This window comes from Legionella hackeliae (assembly GCF_000953655.1).
GTDB classification, from domain to species: Bacteria; Pseudomonadota; Gammaproteobacteria; order Legionellales; family Legionellaceae; genus Tatlockia; species Tatlockia hackeliae.
Genome location: NZ_LN681225.1, coordinates 2,189,739 through 2,210,548, shown reverse-complemented (window position 1 = coordinate 2,210,548; position 20,810 = coordinate 2,189,739). Strand labels below are relative to the sequence as shown.

Genomic DNA, 20,810 nt, shown 5'->3' with positions numbered 1-20,810 from the left:
GCAAATAGGACACAATTTACACCACTGATTTTGTACTATATTCATAAAGTATCACTGATATCTGTGTGATAAATGGCAAGTGCTACATTCAAGGTAATGGATAACTCGTAATTGTGGTAATGGAATGAAAAATTTACCCTATATTTATACATAGGAGTGGTTCGTGAGATTGCTAAAATGAATAGATCCTTACCCACGGTAGATGCTTTAAATGGCCTTTTAATTAAAAATTACCCCGATGGACATCTTTCCATTGCTAAAAATGGCACTCAAGTAATGAGTGGTGAGCAACTTTTTTTATTAAGTGGTGAGGCTATTGTACATAACCTTGGTATCGGCGATGCCGTTTTAGGTGTTGGACATCCTTTTAAAGTAGATGGTATCTCACCACTTTTAAAAAATATTACTACTCAGGCCGAGGTTGAAAATTTAATTGAACAAGCCATTGCTAATGGAGTTGATCCTTTCCCATTATTAGAATCATTGGAAGCAACCGCAGCAGGGGAATCGGTACCACTTGGCGGAGGCGGATCCTTTTTTGTTCTTGACCCGCTTTATGGTGCGGGTCAAGTTAATGCTGGCTATGATACCCGAGGCATTGATTTCACAGTAGAATCTACTGAAAGAGATGTTCCTCTTTTTGAAAGACGAGAGACTACGACAACGACTCAATCTGCTATAACTGAACCTGAACCACCCACTCCTGAACCACCTGCACCTGAGCCAATATCATTAACTACGACAAATTTGACCTTTGATGAAACATTCGGTTTACAAACAGGTTCTGCATCGCTGTTATCAAACTTAAGCTCCTCAGAAGTGGATTCTTTAACCTTTTCTGCGCCTAATGCAACTTGGGATAGTGCCTCTCAGACATTAACAGCAAATGATGGTAGCTGGAGTCTTAAATATAATGCTGATACGCAGAATTATGAATTTACTCAGCTTCAAGCTTTTCAACATGCGGATAGCACCAATCCCGACGATAGTATGGCTATTCCAGTCTCTGTTACCTTAACGAGAACTGATGGTGCAGTTGCAACCAGTACATTTAATATAACCATGTATGATGATGGCCCCAGGATTGAAACAACGTCTCAAGTTTTAAATTTAACTGTAGATGAATCTAATTTTACTGCCAATGATAGTGCCAATTTTTCAGAAAGTTTTACAGTGAATGCTGGTGTTGATGGCATAAGCTCCATAAAGTACGCGCTTAGTGTAACTGCTGGTTCTACAGGACTTGTTGATGCCCTGACTAACGAAGCGATAGTGCTTTCTATTAATGAAAAAGGAGTGGTTGAGGGAAAAACCGCGCGGGGCGGCGAGTTGGTGTTTACTCTTTCTGTAGATAGCACCGGTACAGTAACCCTGGATCAACTACGAGCAGTACTCCATAGTCCCAATACAGGATCGGACCAAAGTGCCACACTAAACTCTCCTGATTTAATTCAATTAACAGCAGCTATTACTGATAATGATGGTGATACGGCATTAGCTTCTCTTAATATAGGCCAGGCGCTGAATTTCAAAGACGATGGCCCCAGCATTAATGCTAGTGCCGCGGCCGACAGTTTAACGGTTGATGAAACGACATTAGGCAATGATGCGAGTGCGAACTTTGCCGATAATTTCACGTCCAGTTTTGGTGAAGATGGCGCAGGACAGATTGATTACAGCTTGTCCGTGCACGAAGGGGTAACGGGCTTGGTCGATACCGCCACCAATGAAGCGGTGGTCTTATCAATCAATAACGATGGGGTGGTTGAAGGACGCACAGCCAATAGTAATGATTTAGTGTTTACTGTGACAGTCGATAGTGCAGGAACGGTGACTTTGGACCAATTACGAGCCGTGGTACACAGTCCCAACACCGGTGCTGATCAACCCACCAGTTTAAATGCCGCGGATTTAATCCAGTTGACGGCCACGATTACCGATAAAGACGGCGATAGTGCCAGTGCGCATCTTGATTTAGGCCAGGCGCTGAATTTCAAAGACGATGGTCCCAGTATTAATGCCACTGCCGCAGCGGACAGTTTGACGGTTGATGAAACGACATTAGGCAATGATGCGAGTGCGAACTTTGCCGATAATTTCACGTCCAGTTTTGGTGAAGATGGTGCAGGACAGATTGATTACAGCTTGTCCGTGCACGAAGGGGTGACGGGCTTGGTCGATACCGCCACCAATGAAGCGGTGGTCTTGTCAATCAATAACGATGGGGTGGTTGAAGGACGAACCGCAACCAGCAATGATTTAGTGTTTACCGTGTCTGTGAATGGCAATGGCACGGTGACTTTGGACCAATTACGAGCCGTGGTGCACAGTCCCAACACCGGTGCTGATCAACCCACCAGTTTAAATGCCGCGGATTTAATCCAGTTAACGGCGACCATTACCGATAAAGACGGCGATAGTGCCAGTGCGCATCTTGATTTAGGGCAAGCGCTGAATTTCAAAGACGATGGTCCCAGTATTAATGCCACTGCTGCGGCGGATACCCTCACGGTTGATGAAACCACATTAGGCAATGATGCTTCCGCCAATTTTGCCGATAATTTCACGTCCAGTTTTGGTGAAGATGGTGCAGGACAGATTGATTACAGCTTGTCCGTGCACGAAGGGGTGACGGGCTTGGTCGATACCGCCACCAATGAAGCGGTGGTCTTATCAATCAATAACGATGGGGTGGTTGAAGGACGTACAGCCAATAGTAATGATTTAGTGTTTACTGTGACAGTCGATAGTGCAGGAACGGTGACTTTGGACCAATTACGAGCCGTGGTACACAGTCCCAACACCGGTGCTGATCAACCCACCAGTTTAAATGCCGCGGATTTAATCCAGTTGACGGCCACGATTACCGATAAAGACGGCGATAGTGCCAGTGCGCATCTTGATTTAGGGCAGGCGCTGAATTTCAAAGACGATGGTCCCAGTATTAATGCCACTGCTGCCGCGGATACCCTCACCGTTGATGAAACCACATTAGGCAATGATGCTTCCGCCAATTTTGCCGATAACTTCACGTCCAGTTTTGGTGAAGACGGTGCAGGACAGATTGATTACAGCTTGTCCGTGCACGAAGGGGTGACGGGCTTGGTGGATACCGCCACCAATGAAGCGGTGGTCTTGTCAATCAATAACGATGGGGTGGTTGAAGGACGTACAGCCAATAGTAATGATTTAGTGTTTACTGTGACAGTCGATAGTGCAGGAACGGTGACTTTGGACCAATTACGAGCCGTGGTACACAGTCCCAACACCGGTGCTGATCAACCCACCAGTTTAAATGCCGCGGATTTAATCCAGTTGACGGCCACGATTACCGATAAAGACGGCGATAGTGCCAGTGCGCATCTTGATTTAGGCCAGGCGCTGAATTTCAAAGACGATGGTCCCAGTATTAATGCCACTGCCGCAGCGGACAGTTTGACGGTTGATGAAACGACATTAGGCAATGATGCGAGTGCGAACTTTGCCGATAATTTCACGTCCAGTTTTGGTGAAGATGGCGCAGGACAGATTGATTACAGCTTGTCCGTGCACGAAGGGGTAACGGGCTTGGTCGATACCGCCACCAATGAAGCGGTGGTCTTATCAATCAATAACGATGGGGTGGTTGAAGGACGAACCGCAACCAGCAATGATTTAGTGTTTACCGTGTCTGTGAATGGCAATGGCACGGTGACTTTGGACCAATTACGAGCTGTGGTACACAGTCCCAACACCGGTGCTGATCAACCCACCAGTTTAAATGCCGCGGATTTAATCCAGTTAACGGCGACGATTACCGATAAAGACGGCGATAGTGCCAGTGCGCATCTTGATTTAGGCCAGGCGCTGAATTTCAAAGACGATGGTCCCAGTATTAATGCCACTACTGCCGCGGATACCCTCACGGTTGATGAAACGACATTAGGCAATGATGCTTCCGCCAATTTTGCCGATAACTTCACGTCCAGTTTTGGTGAAGACGGTGCAGGACAGATTGATTACAGTTTATCCGTGCACGAAGGGGTGACGGGCTTGGTCGATACCGCCACCAATGAAGCGGTGGTCTTATCAATCAATAACGATGGGGTGGTTGAAGGACGTACAGCCAATAGTAATGATTTAGTGTTTACTGTGACAGTCGATAGTGCAGGAACGGTGACTTTGGACCAATTACGAGCCGTGGTACACAGTCCCAACACCGGTGCTGATCAACCCACCAGTTTAAATGCCGCGGATTTAATCCAGTTGACGGCCACGATTACCGATAAAGACGGCGATAGTGCCAGTGCGCATCTTGATTTAGGGCAGGCGCTGAATTTCAAAGACGATGGTCCCAGCATTAATGCCACTGCTGCCGCGGATACCCTCACCGTTGATGAAACCACATTAGGCAATGATGCTTCCGCCAATTTTGCCGATAACTTCACGTCCAGTTTTGGTGAAGACGGTGCAGGACAGATTGATTACAGCTTGTCCGTGCACGAAGGGGTGACGGGCTTGGTGGATACCGCCACCAATGAAGCGGTGGTCTTGTCAATCAATAACGATGGGGTGGTGGAAGGACGCACAGCCAATAGTAATGATTTAGTGTTTACCGTGTCTGTGAATGGCAATGGCACGGTGACTTTGGACCAATTACGCGCTGTGGTACACAGTCCCAACACCGGTGCTGATCAACCCACCAGTTTAAATGCCGCGGATTTAATCCAGTTGACGGCCACGATTACCGATAAAGACGGCGATAGTGCCAGTGCGCATCTTGATTTAGGGCAAGCGCTGAATTTCAAAGACGATGGTCCCAGCATTAATGCCACTGCTGCCGCGGATACCCTCACGGTTGATGAAACCACATTAGGCAATGATGCTTCCGCCAATTTTGCCGATAATTTCACGTCCAGTTTTGGTGAAGATGGTGCAGGACAGATTGATTACAGCTTGTCCGTGCACGAAGGGGTGACGGGCTTGGTGGATACCGCCACCAATGAAGCGGTGGTCTTGTCAATCAATAACGATGGGGTGGTTGAAGGACGTACAGCCAATAGTAATGATTTAGTGTTTACCGTGTCTGTGAATGGCAATGGCACGGTGACTTTGGACCAATTACGCGCCGTGGTGCACAGTCCCAACACCGGTGCTGATCAACCCACCAGTTTAAATGCCGCGGATTTAATCCAGTTGACGGCCACGATTACCGATAAAGACGGCGATAGTGCCAGTGCGCATCTTGATTTAGGGCAGGCGCTGAATTTCAAAGACGATGGTCCCAGTATTAATGCTACTACTGCCGCGGATACCCTCACGGTTGATGAAACGACATTAGGCAATGATGCGAGTGCGAACTTTGCCGATAATTTCACGTCCAGTTTTGGTGAAGACGGTGCAGGACAGATTGATTACAGCTTGTCCGTGCACGAAGGGGTGACGGGCTTGGTCGATACCGCCACCAATGAAGCGGTGGTCTTGTCCATGAACAATGACGGTGTGGTTGAAGGACGAACCGCAACCAGCAATGATTTAGTGTTTACCGTGTCTGTGAATGGCAATGGCACGGTGACTTTGGACCAATTACGAGCCGTGGTGCACAGTCCCAACACCGGTGCTGATCAACCCATCAGTTTAAATGCCGCGGATTTAATCCAGTTAACGGCGACCATTACCGATAAAGACGGCGATAGTGCCAGTGCGCATCTTGATTTAGGCCAGGCGCTGAACTTCAAAGACGATGGCCCCAGTATTAATGCTACTACTGCCGCGGATACCCTCACGGTTGATGAAACGACATTAGGCAATGATGCGAGTGCGAATTTTGCCGATAACTTCAATTTAAACTATGGGGCTGATGGCGCCGGTAATGTAGCTTACAGTTTAGGCATTAAGGCAGGTACCACCGGTCTTGTGGATTCTGCCACGAATCAGGCGGTGGTGTTGTCCTTAAACAATGGGGTGGTGGAAGGAAAAACCACGGGTGGTGCTTTGGTATTCACGGTGTCTGTGGATGCCAGCGGTAATGTGACCCTGGATCAATTGCGTGCGGTAATTCATAGCCCCAACACCGGCCCTGATCAAACCACCAGTTTAAATACCGCGGATTTAATCCGATTGACAGCCACCATTACCGATAAAGACGGCGATAGTAGCAGTGCCTCCATTGATATAGGGCAAGCGCTGAACTTTAAAGACGATGGCCCTAGCATTAATGCTAGTGCCGCGGCGGACAGTTTGACGGTTGATGAAACCACATTAGGCAATGATGCGAGTGCGAATTTTGCCGATAACTTCAATTTAAACTATGGGGCTGATGGCGCCGGTAATGTAGCTTACAGTTTAGGCATTAAGGCAGGTACCACCGGTCTTGTGGATTCTGCCACGAATCAGGCGGTGGTGTTGTCCTTAAACAATGGGGTGGTGGAAGGAAAAACCACGGGTGGTGCTTTGGTATTCACGGTGTCTGTGGATGCCAGCGGTAATGTGACCCTGGATCAATTGCGTGCGGTAATTCATAGCCCCAACACCGGCCCTGATCAAACCACCAGTTTAAATGCCGCGGATTTAATCCGATTGACAGCCACCATTACCGATAAAGACGGCGATAGTAGCAGTGCCTCCATTGATATAGGACAAGCGCTGAATTTCAAAGACGATGGCCCTACTATTAATGCTAGTGCCGCGACTGACAGTTTGACGGTTGATGAAACGACATTAGGCAATGATGCGAGTGCGAATTTTGCCGATAATTTCAATTTAAACTATGGGGCTGATGGCGCCGGTAATGTAGCTTACAGTTTAGGCATTAAGGCAGGTACCACCGGTCTTGTGGATTCTGCCACGAATCAGGCGGTGGTGTTGTCCTTAAACAATGGGGTGGTGGAAGGAAAAACCACGGGTGGTGCTTTGGTATTCACGGTGTCTGTGGATGCCAGCGGTAATGTGACCCTGGATCAATTGCGTGCGGTAATTCATAGCCCCAACACCGGCCCTGATCAAACCACCAGTTTAAATACCGCGGATTTAATCCGATTGACAGCCACCATTACCGATAAAGACGGCGATAGTAGCAGTGCCTCCATTGATATAGGGCAAGCGCTGAATTTCAAAGACGATGGCCCTACTATTAATGCTAGTGCCGCGACTGACAGTTTGACGGTTGATGAAACCACATTAGGCAATGATGCGAGTGCGAATTTTGCCGATAATTTCAATTTAAACTATGGGGCTGATGGCGCCGGTAATGTAGCTTACAGTTTAGGCATTAAGGCAGGTACCACCGGTCTTGTGGATTCTGCCACGAATCAGGCGGTGGTGTTGTCCTTAAACAATGGGGTGGTGGAAGGAAAAACTACGGGTGGCGCTTTAGTATTTAAGGTGTCTGTGGATGCCAGCGGTAATGTGACCCTGGATCAATTGCGTGCGGTAATTCATAGCCCCAACACCGGCCCTGATCAAACCACCAGTTTAAATGCCGCGGATTTAATCCGATTGACAGCCACCATTACCGATAAAGACGGCGATAGTAGCAGTGCCTCCATTGATATAGGACAAGCGCTGAATTTCAAAGACGATGGCCCTACTATTAATGCTAGTGCCGCGACTGACAGTTTGACGGTTGATGAAACGACATTAGGCAATGATGCGAGTGCGAATTTTGCCGATAACTTCAATTTAAACTATGGGGCTGATGGCGCCGGTAATGTAGCTTACAGTTTAGGCATTAAGGCAGGTACCACCGGTCTTGTGGATTCTGCCACGAATCAGGCGGTGGTGTTGTCCTTAAACAATGGGGTGGTGGAAGGAAAAACCACGGGTGGCGCTTTGGTATTCACGGTGTCTGTGGATGCCAGCGGTAATGTGACCCTGGATCAATTGCGTGCGGTAATTCATAGCCCCAACACCGGCCCTGATCAAACCACCAGTTTAAATGCCGCGGATTTAATCCGATTGACAGCCACCATTACCGATAAAGACGGCGATAGTAGCAGTGCCTCCATTGATATAGGGCAAGCGCTGAACTTTAAAGACGATGGCCCTACTATTAATGCTAGTGCCGCGGCGGATACCCTCACAGTTGATGAAACCACGCTCGCCAATAATGCGAGTGCGAACTTTGCCGATAACTTCAATTTAAACTATGGGGCTGATGGCGCTGGTAATGTGAGTTACAGTTTAGGCATTAAGGCAGGTACCACCGGTCTTGTGGATTCTGCCACGAATCAGGCGGTGGTGTTATCCTTAAACAATGGGGTGGTGGAAGGAAAAACCACGGGTGGCGCTTTAGTATTTAAGGTGTCTGTGGATGCCAGCGGTAATGTGACCCTGGATCAATTGCGTGCGGTAATTCATAGCCCCAACACCGGCCCTGATCAAACCACCAGTTTAAATGCCGCGGATTTAATCCGATTGACAGCCACCATTACCGATAAAGATGGCGATAGTAGCAGTGCCTCCATTAATTTAGGCAATGCCATAAACTTTAAAGATGATGCTCCCACTGCAGGTACCCTAACAATAACCGCAGATGAAGATGATCTGTCCGTCGGTAATAAGGATATTGTTGCTGGTGATGATGCACAAACTAATTTGACTGGAACCCTGGCTCATAATTTTGGGGCAGACGGTGTTGGAAAAATTGATTTTGCTGCCATGAATGGACAAACTGCGGTCGTGGGTAATGAAACAGTTAAGTACTCCTGGAATTCATCAAATAGTACGTTAACTGCTTATCGTGCTGGTGGTGCCTTAGGGGTAGATGATGTATTTAAAATTACGGTGAATCCATCTACTGGCCAATATACATTTGTTCTTCTTGCTGCTATTAGCCATCATGCGGTCGCTGATAATAATGAAACTACCAATGCCAGCTTAACTTTAAATTACACGGTGACAGATGCTGATAATGACACAGCGACAGGAGCTATGACTATTGTCATTGATGATGACGTACCTACTGTAATTACCCCTGAACATGCTTCTGTTGGTAACGCCGCCGGATCAACGGGTACGTTTTCTTTGGATATAGATAGCAATATCCACAACAATATAGGTGGTGATCAACCCGGTACGATTAGTTTTTCAGGTATTGTAAATGGTCAACAGGCAACAGGTGTTATCAATGGTAGTGAGGTGCCCTTGAGTTCTGGTGGTTTCCCTATCCGTTTATATTTGGTTGATCATGATTCAAATGTGAACACTCCTGATGTTGTAGAGGGTTGGATAAAAGGAGCACCAGGATCCTATGGGGCGGAAGAAGTGTTTAGAGTTACTTTACAACCTGATGGCTCTTATAATCTAAGTAATGATACTTATAAAGTCGATGTTTTTGCTCCAATAGAAACAGCGACTTCAACTACATTGACTAATCTTAATTTTTCAACTGCGGGAAATAAAGCGTTTAACTATATTGATGTCGCCAATACATCAGAGGATTTATTGTTTTCAGGTTTTGTCCGAAGTTCTTCTGGCTCAACAACCACTGGTACAGTGAATACGAATGCTACGGCAATTGGTATTAATAATCAAAGCATGAATGATGGTGATAATCTTCGCATTGATTTTGTAAACTCAGCGTCAGTAACCAACTCCTCAAATAACTCCTATAATTATGTAGATCATTTCGATATTAATAACTTCAGCTTTAATATTGTTCAAGTAGGCGGAAACACTCAACCAAATTCTATAGAAGTGTGGGTACGAATTTATAACGCTGATAATGATGATCCTGCTGGTAGCAATACCTCAACCCATAGCCAACAATTAGCAGATGATCCGCAAAAAGTTATTACTTCAATACAAGTTAATAATGTGGAAATCAATTTAAGTAGCCTGCAGAGTGATGGAAATGGCGGGTATTTAATCAGAGGTTTGAATTTAAATGATAAAATTACGGTCAGTGGAGATGAAAGCTATAACCGGATTGAAATAGAAAACGCTATTTCAAAAACTCATGGTGTTAATGATAGTAGTTTAAATGGAGATTCGTTCGATATAGGGATTTTCTCCTACAATAAAATTGTAACGGATATCCCTGATGTACAAATGGATTTTGACGTTGTTATTAAAGATGCTGATGGAGATACCAGTTCTGCCAATCTGGAAGTGAATTTAGCGCAACCTGTTTGCATTGTGGGTACAAATGTTAGTGATACTGCTGCTGCTAATACGCCTTACGAAGTTGGTACTGGAACTGGTGTGATTACAGGGGATGGTGGAAACGATGTGCTGGTAGGGGATACCGGTGGTGTCGATGTTACGCCAAAAAGTATTAATCTTGTCCTCATTTTGGATACTTCAGGAAGTATGGCGGATCAAATTTCTTTTGACGGTTCTACAATTTCACGTATGCAAGCGTTAAAAAATGCAGTAAATAATCTTTTAAATCAACTTACCGATAGCGATGCGGCGAATGTTCGTGTGAATATTATACAGTTTAATACTACAGCTACGACAGTTGGTACTTATAATTTGATTGTAAATGGTGATCCACAAGATTCATCTAATGAAGCGCTTGGGCAAGCTCATAGTGCCATTAATAATCTGGTGGCAGGTGGTGGAACTAACTACGAAGCAGCATTCAACCAGGCATTAGCCTGGGTTGATAGTGGTGGTGCTCTAAGTGCAGACAACCTTATAAATCAAGTCATCTTTATTTCTGATGGAGCACCTACTTATTATCTGAACTCAAGTGGAGCTGTAGCGGGTACAGGCAATACAACGACACAACAAACTGTGTTTGATCCTCTCGGGGTTACCGATAGCTCTAATGAAGTTGCTTTACTCGAACAAAAATTTGGTCCTATCGATGCCATTGGCATTAATGTTAACGAAACAACACCTGTTTATAATCCCTCAGGTACAGCAAACGATTTAACCGCAAAACAGATATTAGATAAAATGGAAGGAAGTAATCCATCTAGCTCAAGTAACAATATTCATAGTGCAGAAGAATTAACCCAAGTGTTGTCTGATTTGTCACCTCTGAAACAATTGAATACCACTGGAGATGACACGATCATAGGCGGCAATGGTGAAGATATTCTCTATGGAGATTCGTTATATACGGATCATTTGGCAGCACTTCAGGGATTAAATCTTTTCGATTTTGCTAATGGTTCTGGCTGGGATGTGTTTAACGAATTAGAGTCAAACAGCCAATATAATTGGTCTAGAGAAGATACGCTTAATTATATAAATCAGCATAGTCATGAATTAGCTCAGGAATCATTATTAGCCAATAACACAGGTCGTGGTGGTGGTAATGATTACATTGATGCCGGTGCAGGAAATGATAGAATTTATGGTCAAGAGGGAAATGATACCATATTAGCGGGTAAAGGAGCGGATATAGTAGATGGTGGAAGTGGAAATAATATCATCGACTTAGGTGCCGATTCAGATCAAGACACGTTGCTGTTAAATGTTGAAACACTTAAAGGTCATAATACAATTCATAATTTTAATCCTCAACAAGATATTCTTAAATTTGAGGGTGTTTTAAATATGGATGATGTAGGAGATCTTGATGCCTTGCTGGATCAAAATAATCCATTTACTACTAGCAACAATGGACAGGATCTGAATGTGAACTTTGCGAATGGTGCACAGCTTACTTTTGTTGGTTTAGCCGCTAATGTCGATGTGGGAGGGCTTACATCCATTCAAGACCTCGTACAGCAACCTGTTGTTGTGGTAAATGAATTGGGTAGCTAGTAAGGTAGTGCGAAATGCCAATTCATTGCCTTGGAGAGTTCTTCCAACATAATTTCGCCACGAATGCTGTTGCCCTTGCAGTTAACGCGGGGGCTTAAGACAACAATACCTGCTTTACCAGGAACCGTCGCGATGGTATAGCCGGAGACACCACTTTTTGCTGGCATTCCTGTTCTAACCATATGTGTTCCCGTTTCATCGTATAAGCCGCAAGTTGCCATTATAGCGAGTGTAATTTTGCAAGTCTCTAATGAGATAATTTGCTCACCAGTTGCAGGATCTTTACCTGCATTGGCAAGAACCGTTGGTAAATAAAGCATTTGCTCGAGCATGGCTTCATAAGAACAAAGAGTAAAGTAAAGATCTAAAGTTTCATTAACGCCTGCACCTAGATTGTTTCTACTTTTTAATAAATAAGCGAGTGAACGATTCCGATTTCCAGTGCGTTTTTCAGAAGCAAAAACTAAAGGATTGATGCTAAGACGTTGATTAAAAAGTTTGACCACCCAATGTTCTAACCAGGCAAATTGTTGCTCACCTACACCTGGAATATGAGAGCACAATGTGATTGCACCGGCATTTAACATAGGATTTGATGGTTTGGGTCCGAATTGCTCAAGGCGAGTAATGGAGGCAAAATCATCTCCAGATGGTTCTACTTTAACCCATTCAAAAAGTTGATTAGCACCGAACTCTTCAAGTAAGCCAATCAGTGTGATCATTTTGCCAGTGCTTTGTAAGGTTACAGGGGCCAGTGCCTGATTACTATAGGAAAGTGTTTCACCGCCTAGAGTATGAACTGCAATGGCAGTAAGGTCTTTGTTAACATTGGCCAATTCAGGAATGTAATTAGCCGTATCACCATCGAGACTGTGTTCCGCTTTGCTTACCAATTGTTTTAAGAGCTCAACAGTTATTTTGTTTTGGGTCATAGACTCTCAAATAAAAAAAAAGGGTTTGCATTATGCTAAATTTAGCACACTAATACAAATAAAAGGGCAACTCAGGAGTGAAGTGAGGGTATCGCATTGAAAATACAGCAATATTTAAGAGATTATTATTTTTTTAAGACATAGAACCCTCTTTCTGGAGCATCTTGTCTTAATGAGTAAATAGATTGCTTTTGCGACAGAAATGAGAAAATTTTAGCGACTAACAGTGGATGTAAATCCCCTCAAACGGATAGAAATTCTCTTAATTTATCGCCTATGTCAGCAGATCTCATTAGACTTTCTCCTATAAGAAAACAATGAATCCCATGATCTAACATTAGACGAATATCTTCACGCGTGTTGATGCCACTTTCAGTAATCAGCATTTTATCGGCTGGAAGAGACCGAGCTAACTCAATGCTAGTACCAATATCTGTAGTGAAGCTATGTAAACTGCGATTGTTGACTCCCATTAGTGGGGTAGGAAGAGCTAGCGCTCGTTGCAGCTCCTGATGGGTATGGCTTTCTACCAAAACTGCCATATTAAGCGCTTGTGCTAATTGGCAATAATCCTTAAGTTGATAATCATCAAGCATTGCAACGATAAGTAAAATGCAATCGGCTCCTAAAAAACGACTTTCATAAATTTGATAGGGATCAATAATGAAATCCTTGCGCAGCACAGGTAACCGAGTGTTTTCTTTAGCCACCGCTAAGTAGGTGGGATCTCCTTGAAAGAAATTAATGTCTGTAAGTACAGACAAACAACTCGCTCCGTTTTTTTCATAGGTTGTTGCAATTTCAGCTACATTAAAATTAGAGCGAATGACTCCTTTGCTCGGCGAGGCTTTTTTAATCTCAGCAATGATAGCTGGGCTTTTAGCTTGAAGTTGGGCGATAAAATCCCTTGTGGGAAGCATCTCATGTTCGATTAATGTTGTTAGAGGAGTTCGCTGTTTTGCTTGTTCAACTTCCAGTCTTTTATGTTCGCCAATTTTATTAAGAATGCTCATTTACTTGCCTTACGGGTTAATTCTTTTAATTGCTCAAATCGTCTTGCGGCCTCACCACTGTCAATCGCTTGTTTTGCTTTTTCGATTGCTTCAGACATATTTAAAGTAGGGGTTGCACAATAAAGAGCAAGGGCCGCATTCATTAGAACGATATCCCGTGCTGGTCCTGGCTCACCGCGCAAAACCTTTTTAGCCAACACTAGACTTTGCTCTGGAGAGTCTACAATTATTTTATCGAGTGTTGGGTGGTAACAGCCATGTTCTTTAGGATCAATACTCCAATCTTTGAATTGGCCATCCTGATACTCGACCACATCAGTCACTGCTGAAATGCTGACTTCATCCATCCCATCTTGAGAATTAACAACTAAGGCATGTTGGCTACCAAGATTGACTAAAACCTTTGCTATTGGCTCAAGCCACTGTTTTGCAAACACACCGACTACTTGTTTTTTGACACGAGCAGGGTTGATGAGTGGGCCAAGAAGGTTGAATAAGGTTCGAATACCCAATTGTTGGCGCGCAGGACGAGCATGTTGCATGGCCTGATGAAAATGTGGGGCAAAGAGAAAACTCACGTGGCACTGATGCATGCACTCTTTAAGCTGTTCATCATCAAGTTGCAGTTCAAATCCTGCATGAAGTAATAAATCAGCACTGCCACTACGACTTGAAACAGAACGATTGCCATGTTTAGCAACATTAGCTCCAGCCGCTGCAACAACAAAACTGGTTACTGTAGATACGTTAAAAGTATTTTTACCGTCACCGCCGGTCCCCACAATGTCAATAAGATCATCACCAAGATCAATCGGGTGCGCTAATTTCATCATGACAGTAGCAGCAGTGGTTAACTCTTCAACCGTTTCTCCCTTCATACGCATTAGAGCAAGGAAAGTGGCTATTTGTACATCGGATAACTGACCACTCATACAGGCATGCATGAAATTTTGCATTTGCGATGTGGTTAAATTTTCACGTGAAATTAATTGCTCGAAAAGTTTATTTGTATTCATGCTGTCTCAAGAAAGTGGCTTAATAATTGCAAACCGTGCTCACTTAAAATTGCTTCCGGATGAAATTGTAGCCCATAAAGTGGGTATTGACGATGAGAAATAGCCATAATTGTGTCGTCAGCCCAGGCATCAATAGAAAAGCAGGGTGGTAAGGTGGATGGATCTATGGCGAGTGAATGATAACGAGTTGCTTGAAAAGGACTAGGCAAACCACGGAACATCCCATGTTTATGATGCACAATCGATGAAGTTTTACCATGCATGATAGTCGGAGCTCGTACAATGGAAGCGCCAAAAGAATAGGCTAAACACTGGTGTCCAAGACAAATTCCCAAGATTGGTATTTGTTGATGAAATCGTTCAATGACGTCTAAAGAGATACCCGCTTCCTGTGGACCTTTAGGACCTGGCGAAATAACCAGATGTTTTGGGGCTAACCGTTGAATTTCATCAAGTGTAATACGATCATTGGTAAATACTAAAACTTCCTGGTTCAACGATTGAAAATATTGAACCAGGTTATAAGTAAATGAATCGTAATTATCGATAATAAGTAGCATTGATTTCTGATAATTAAAAATTAATATTAAATGTTACAGCCTATAGTCTAATCGGATATGAGAAGAGTTTATAAAGAAAATTCTTCGCCTAAATAAACTGCTCGAACCTGTTGATTGCCTAAAATGGCTTCTGGGGTACCCTCGCAAAGAATTTTTCCTTGACTAACGATGTAAGCACGCTCACAAATATCGAGTGTTTCACGAACATTATGATCAGTAATTAATACCCCAATTCCCTTATCACATAGATGGGTAATAATCTTTTTAATATCTAGAACTGAGATAGGATCCACACCTGCAAAAGGTTCATCCAATAAGATAAAATTAGGCTCGATGGCAAGTGCACGAGCAATCTCTACTCGGCGTCGCTCTCCTCCCGAAAGACTCATCCCCAAACTTTTTTCAATATGAGTGATATGAAATTCATGCATTAATTCTTGTAATTTTTCCTGACGACTTCGATCATCAAGATCTTTACGTAGCTGTAATATTGATAGAATATTGTCAGAAACGGTCATTTTTCGAAATACTGAAGCTTCTTGCGGTAAATAACCAATACCCAACCGTGCTCTCTGATGCATAGGGGCTCTGGTAATATCTTGACCGTTGAGAATAATTTGACCTTTATCACAGGATTGCAAGCCTACAATCATGTAAAAACACGTGGTTTTACCCGCTCCATTTGGACCAAGTAATCCTACACATTCTCCTCTACGAATGTTAATGCTGACATCATTAACAACTGTGCGCGTCTTAAACGATTTTTTTAAATGTTTTGCTAATAATTCACTCATGCTTTTTTCTCGGGATGAATGATAATCGTTGTACGATTTTTGTGATCACCTTTAGAGAGAACATGTTGTTTTTCAGTATCATAGCTGATTTTTGGTCCTGCAAAGGAATTATCTCCCTGAGTGACGCGTGCATTACCAATTAATTCAACCAAGTGACGTTCAGGATAGTAACGAATTGTATCCGCATAGGCGTGTAATAAAGGTTTATCGACTGCTGTTTGCGTCCAGAAATGAGCCTGGTTTCTGTCATCTCCATAAGCAATAGCGAGAGTGAGTTTATTTTGTTGGTTTCCTTCCGTAATTGCTCTTGCTGCGCGTAGATGCGAGGTTCCCTGATCAAATTCAACTTTGCCAATGTATTCGCCCTGGTGCGTTTGTTGATTGAGATCTGCAGAATCGGCAGATAACTCGGCGACTTTTTCACGATCGTCAGGCATGGCAAAGCTTAGTTTTGCCATAAAAACCAGAATAAAAGCAAAGAATACTTTGACTATCTTAACCGTGTTTGGGTTCATAGGTTGCATGCGCTCTACTTAATAGTTGAACTCGCTTATCCGCTAGATAAGCTTTCATTCCTTGTGAATGTACAGTACTTCCGGGTTGTTCAAAGCTAACAGCTAAATCAGTTGTTGCTAATTTTTCCTTTGGAAAATAAGTTAATTCCTCTGTTTTCATGGTGCTTTCTTGTGAATGTTCACCTTTGTTTTGATGAACAATAACATTGCGAATGAACGTAATTTTTTCGCCACCATGAATGGCTTTTGCATGGTCTGAATTAATCTGCCAAGCGGGTTGCCCGGGTTGCGTAATAATTATTTGCGGGGTTTTTAACAAATTTGTGTTGTCGGCAGGAATATGTTGCATCTGTGGGGTATGCAGGTAGTTGATTAATTTACCTTCCTCATCAAAACGTCGCACCGTTAAGTTGGTCACTATAACATCTGCTGACTGAGAAAGCGTTTTGTCATCAAGTTTGACGATAGCTGTCGAGCTGGCAAAATACCATCCAGAGCAAGCAAGTGCGATTAGGGCACAAAATAACCAAGTGGCTTGTTTGGCGGCATTCATGAGGCTAAATACCGTGTAAGCGCAATTTCTTGTTTATTTTGCGCATTTAAAATCAATTCACAAACTTCACGAACAGCGCCACGGCCGCCGGTTTGTTCTGTTTGCCACACTGCAAATTCTTTAACCTGACTCACTGCATTCGCTACAGCAATACCTAAACCCACTTGTTGAATAATAGGTAAATCAGGCAGGTCATCACCAATGTAAGCAAATTCTGTGTAATCAAATCCTAAGCGTTCCTTTAGCTGCTCAAAGGCATTTCGTTTGTCGACCTGACCTGTAAAATAATGCTGAATACCAAGTTGTTTCATGCGATGATCAATAACTGCATTAACTGACGTAGTTATAACTGCAACTTCAATGCCCGCAGACATGAGTAATTTTAAACCCATACCATCTTGTACATGGAAAGTTTTTAATTCATTACCGAAGTTGTCCACGTAAAGAAGACCATCAGTTAATACGCCGTCGACGTCGGAGATTAGACATCTAATTTTTTTTGCTTTTTCAATTAATTCGTTCATGTTTGTCTTTCTCATACTGTTTTGAAGCACCGTCTAAACGACGCCAGCACGTAACAGATCATGTAAATGTACAACAGCTATTGGATGGTTAGCATCATCAATAACAACCAGGGAGGTAATACTATATCTTTGCATCATAGTTAGGGCTTCTGCAGCTAAAAGGCCTTTTTTAATCGTTTTGCAATTTCTGCTCATCACCGTCGACAAAGGAGTCGTATTGATGTCAAAATTTTGGGTGAGTGTTCTTCTTACATCACCATCAGTATAAACACCAGCAAGACAACCACGAGCATCTGTTACACAAGTCATACCGAGTTTTTTTGCAGTGACCTCAATCAGGGCTTCACTAATCGTCGCTTGTTCATTGATTAGAGGTAATCCATCACCGGCATGCCATAATTCATCTATACGGAGTAACAAGCGTCTGCCTAATGAACCGCCAGGATGTGCCAGAGCAAAATCTTCAGCACTAAATCCTCGTGCTTGCAAAAGTGCTATTGCTAAAGCATCACCCATAACCAAGGACACTGTAGTGCTTGTTGTGGGAGCAAGACCTAAAGGACAAGCCTCTTGATGGATGCTAATGTCGAGATTTACGTCTGCTGCTTTAGCGATTGTAGACTCTAGGTTCCCGGTTAATGTAATTAACGGAACTTCTAAGCGCTTTAATAAAGGGAGTAATGTAACTATCTCATTAGTAAAGCCTGAGTTGGAAATTGCAAGTACGGTGTCTTGGCGTGTGATCATCCCTAAGTCACCATGACTTGCCTCGCCTGGATGCATAAAGAAAGCAGGGGTACCCGTACTTGAAAAGGTTGCAGCAATTTTACTACCAATATGTCCCGATTTGCCCATACCGGTGACCACAACTCGGCCTTTACATGCTAATAAAAGCTCGCAAGCGGTTTCAAAACGCTGATCAATACGTTGAGTTAAATCAAGTACCGCCTGCGCCTCGGTTTCAATGACTGCAAGGCCTAATTTGCAAAAATTCATGTGCTCTAGTGTCATTTGAACAAGTGATAAAGTGTAACATACTCATCCAAAAATAGGTATGATTTAGTTTAACAGCACACTATTCCTATTTAATTCGCAAAATAATACATATCAAGTATATAATTACTTTTTCACTTTCTGCCGGTAAAAATACATGCAAGATAATTTGGTGCAGATTACTAATCTTACCTTTGCCCGAGGTGAGCGTCGTATTTTTGATGGTGTTGATATGGCGATGGCGCGCGGAAAAATTACCGCGATCATGGGGCCGAGTGGAAGTGGCAAGACCACACTTTTACGTTTAATTGGCGCACAACTATACCCACAAACAGGTACTATTTTCGTTGGGGGAAATAACATCCATCAACTATCTCGTAAAGACTTATATTTGGCACGCCGAAAAATGGGGTTACTCTTTCAAAGCAGTGCACTCTTTACCCATCTCTCTGTTTTTGATAATGTCGCCTTCCCGTTGCGGGAGCATACCCATCTAAACGATGCAATGCTTCGCGATATTGTATTAATGAAGCTTGAAGCTGTGGGTTTGCGAGGAGCCGCCCAATTAATGCCAGATGAATTGTCAGGGGGGATGGCAAGACGTGTAGCTTTGGCTCGAACTATTGCGCTTGATCCTGAATTAATGATGTATGATGAGCCTTTTACAGGCCAGGATCCTATTTCAATGGGTGTACTTGTCCGTTTAATAAAGAGATTAAATCAGCTTTTGCAAACCACGACGATTATTGTTTCGCATGATGTGGAAGAAACTTGTTCAATTGCTGACTATATTTATTTGATTGCAGGAGGTCAAGTTATCGGACATGGCACGCCTCTTGAATTAAAACAATCAAATCAACCTCAAGTTAAACAGTTTATGCATGGTGAAGCTGATGGTGTGGTGCCGTTTCATTATCCGGCGCGTCCCTATACAGAGGAGTTACTCGATGCTTGATATGTTTGCCCGTATAGGGCAGCGAGGCGTAACAAATTTACAAACTATGGGAACATCAGGGGTGTTTCTGTTACGCATGTTTATAAGAAACCCTGATTTATCAAGACTTTGGCCAGCCTTGAAAAGACAGCTTTATTTTGTTGGTGTGTTATCTTGTTTGATAATTGTGGTTTCAGCGCTATTTGTTGGGATGGTAATTGGTTTGCAAGGTTACAATACTTTGCAAAAATTTGGAGCGAGCAGTCAACTTGGACAACTTCTGGCATTAAGTATTGGCAGAGAGCTTGGTCCTGTAATTAGCGCTTTATTGTTTGCAGGACGGGCTGGTTCGGCATTAACGGCAGAAATTGGCCTAATGAAGGCAACGGAGCAGTTGGCAAGTATGGACATGATGGGAGTGGATCCTTTAGGGCGGGTAGTTTATCCGCGTTTTCTGGCAGGTTTAATTTCCTTGCCACTTCTAGCATTAATTTTTACTGCTGTTGCTATTTATGGTGGTTATTTTGTTGGGGTGGATTGGTTGGGCGTTGATGCCGGCAGTTTTTGGTCTAACATGCAGGCAGCTGTTGATTTTCGCCTGGATATTTTAAGTGGCATCATTAAAAGCATAGTGTTTGCATTTGTAGTGGTGTGGATAGCCGTGTTTCAAGGGTTTAATTGTATTGCTACCGCGGAAGGTATTAGTGAAGCAACAACACGGACTGTAGTTTACTCCTCGCTGGCAGTGCTAGGGCTTGATTTTATTTTGACCGCGATGATGATTGGAGGTTGGTAAATGAATAATAGGCAACGTTATATTGATATAAGCGTAGGAATTTTTATGTTGCTAGGCTTGTTTGCCTTACTTATTCTGGTAATGAAAGTGAGCGGTGTTACTACATTAGTTTCCAACAAAGGTTATCATGTCACCGCTGAATTTACAGATATAGGTGGGTTAAAGGTAAGAGCTCCCGTTACGGTCGCAGGAGTAAGAATTGGTGAAGTAACCAATATTGAACTGCAACCTGGGGAATTAAATGCCAAAGTAACGATGTTACTACGCAATGACAAACAAATACCTTATGAGGATACTTCTGCGCGTATTTTAACGGAAGGTTTAATTGGTTCTAATTACATCAGTATCGTACCAGGATTTGAAGACGACGAGCAGAAACATCCTTACTTGCGTGAAGGGGATGTTATTGCTAAAACGCAAGAGGCTGTAATTCTTGAAAATTTAATAGGTCAACTTTTATTCAATATTAATAAAAAATAG

At 43.3% G+C, this 20,810-nt stretch carries 13 protein-coding genes; 4 read left to right on the top strand and 9 right to left on the bottom strand.

Annotated features, from left to right (window positions below):
• Window positions 1–177 precede the first annotated feature (177 nt).
• Complete coding sequence (locus LHA_RS16095; RefSeq protein ID WP_052673671.1) at window positions 178–11,700, top strand: DUF5801 repeats-in-toxin domain-containing protein; 11,523 nt, start codon at window positions 178–180, stop codon at window positions 11,698–11,700.
• On the opposite strand, the gene glsA is transcribed toward LHA_RS16095, so the two are convergent.
• From glsA to LHA_RS09775, 9 genes are all read right to left on the bottom strand, one after another.
• The gene (gene glsA, locus LHA_RS09815; protein ID WP_045106386.1) at window positions 11,697–12,632 is read right to left on the bottom strand and encodes a glutaminase A; all 936 of its coding nucleotides are present in this window, start codon (window positions 12,630–12,632) and stop codon (window positions 11,697–11,699) included. The genes LHA_RS16095 and glsA overlap by 4 nt on opposite strands.
• A 242-nt stretch (window positions 12,633–12,874) precedes the next feature.
• Window positions 12,875–13,645 carry an indole-3-glycerol phosphate synthase TrpC gene (gene trpC / locus LHA_RS09810; protein WP_045106385.1) on the bottom strand — a complete coding sequence of 257 codons (771 nt, stop codon included), beginning with the start codon at window positions 13,643–13,645 and terminating at the stop codon, window positions 12,875–12,877.
• Window positions 13,642–14,661 carry an anthranilate phosphoribosyltransferase gene (gene trpD / locus LHA_RS09805; RefSeq protein ID WP_045106384.1) on the bottom strand — a complete coding sequence of 340 codons (1,020 nt, stop codon included), beginning with the start codon at window positions 14,659–14,661 and terminating at the stop codon, window positions 13,642–13,644. The genes trpC and trpD overlap by 4 nt, the downstream gene beginning before the upstream one ends.
• On the bottom strand, window positions 14,658–15,221 hold the full coding sequence (locus LHA_RS09800; protein WP_045106383.1) for an anthranilate synthase component II: 564 nt from the start codon (window positions 15,219–15,221) through the stop codon (window positions 14,658–14,660). The genes trpD and LHA_RS09800 overlap by 4 nt, the downstream gene beginning before the upstream one ends.
• Window positions 15,222–15,289: 68 nt before the next feature.
• Complete coding sequence (lptB, locus tag LHA_RS09795; RefSeq protein WP_045106382.1) at window positions 15,290–16,015, bottom strand: LPS export ABC transporter ATP-binding protein; 726 nt, start codon at window positions 16,013–16,015, stop codon at window positions 15,290–15,292.
• Window positions 16,012–16,539, bottom strand: coding sequence for a lipopolysaccharide transport periplasmic protein LptA (gene lptA, locus LHA_RS09790; RefSeq protein ID WP_370447926.1), 528 nt, complete (start codon window positions 16,537–16,539; stop codon window positions 16,012–16,014). The genes lptB and lptA overlap by 4 nt, the downstream gene beginning before the upstream one ends.
• Window positions 16,511–17,083, bottom strand: a complete 573-nt coding sequence (gene lptC / locus LHA_RS09785) for an LPS export ABC transporter periplasmic protein LptC (RefSeq protein WP_045106380.1) — start codon at window positions 17,081–17,083, stop codon at window positions 16,511–16,513. Before lptC ends, lptA begins: the two co-directional genes overlap by 29 nt.
• Window positions 17,080–17,607, bottom strand: a complete 528-nt coding sequence (locus LHA_RS09780) for a KdsC family phosphatase (protein WP_045106379.1) — start codon at window positions 17,605–17,607, stop codon at window positions 17,080–17,082. Before LHA_RS09780 ends, lptC begins: the two co-directional genes overlap by 4 nt.
• Window positions 17,608–17,640: 33 nt before the next feature.
• Window positions 17,641–18,603 (bottom strand): KpsF/GutQ family sugar-phosphate isomerase, encoded by a 963-nt coding sequence (locus tag LHA_RS09775; protein WP_045106378.1) that lies wholly within the window; start codon window positions 18,601–18,603, stop codon window positions 17,641–17,643.
• 154 nt (window positions 18,604–18,757) lie between these two features.
• Between LHA_RS09775 and LHA_RS09770 the strand changes: the two genes are divergently transcribed.
• Genes LHA_RS09770 through mlaD form a run of 3 tightly spaced genes read left to right on the top strand, consistent with a single transcriptional unit; the run spans window position 18,758 to window position 20,810 of the window.
• Window positions 18,758–19,555 (top strand): ATP-binding cassette domain-containing protein, encoded by a 798-nt coding sequence (locus tag LHA_RS09770; protein ID WP_045106377.1) that lies wholly within the window; start codon window positions 18,758–18,760, stop codon window positions 19,553–19,555.
• The gene (gene mlaE, locus LHA_RS09765; RefSeq protein WP_045106376.1) at window positions 19,548–20,330 is read left to right on the top strand and encodes a lipid asymmetry maintenance ABC transporter permease subunit MlaE; all 783 of its coding nucleotides are present in this window, start codon (window positions 19,548–19,550) and stop codon (window positions 20,328–20,330) included. Before LHA_RS09770 ends, mlaE begins: the two co-directional genes overlap by 8 nt.
• Window positions 20,331–20,810: an outer membrane lipid asymmetry maintenance protein MlaD gene (mlaD, locus tag LHA_RS09760; protein ID WP_045106375.1), complete on the top strand. Its 480-nt coding sequence runs from the start codon at window positions 20,331–20,333 to the stop codon at window positions 20,808–20,810.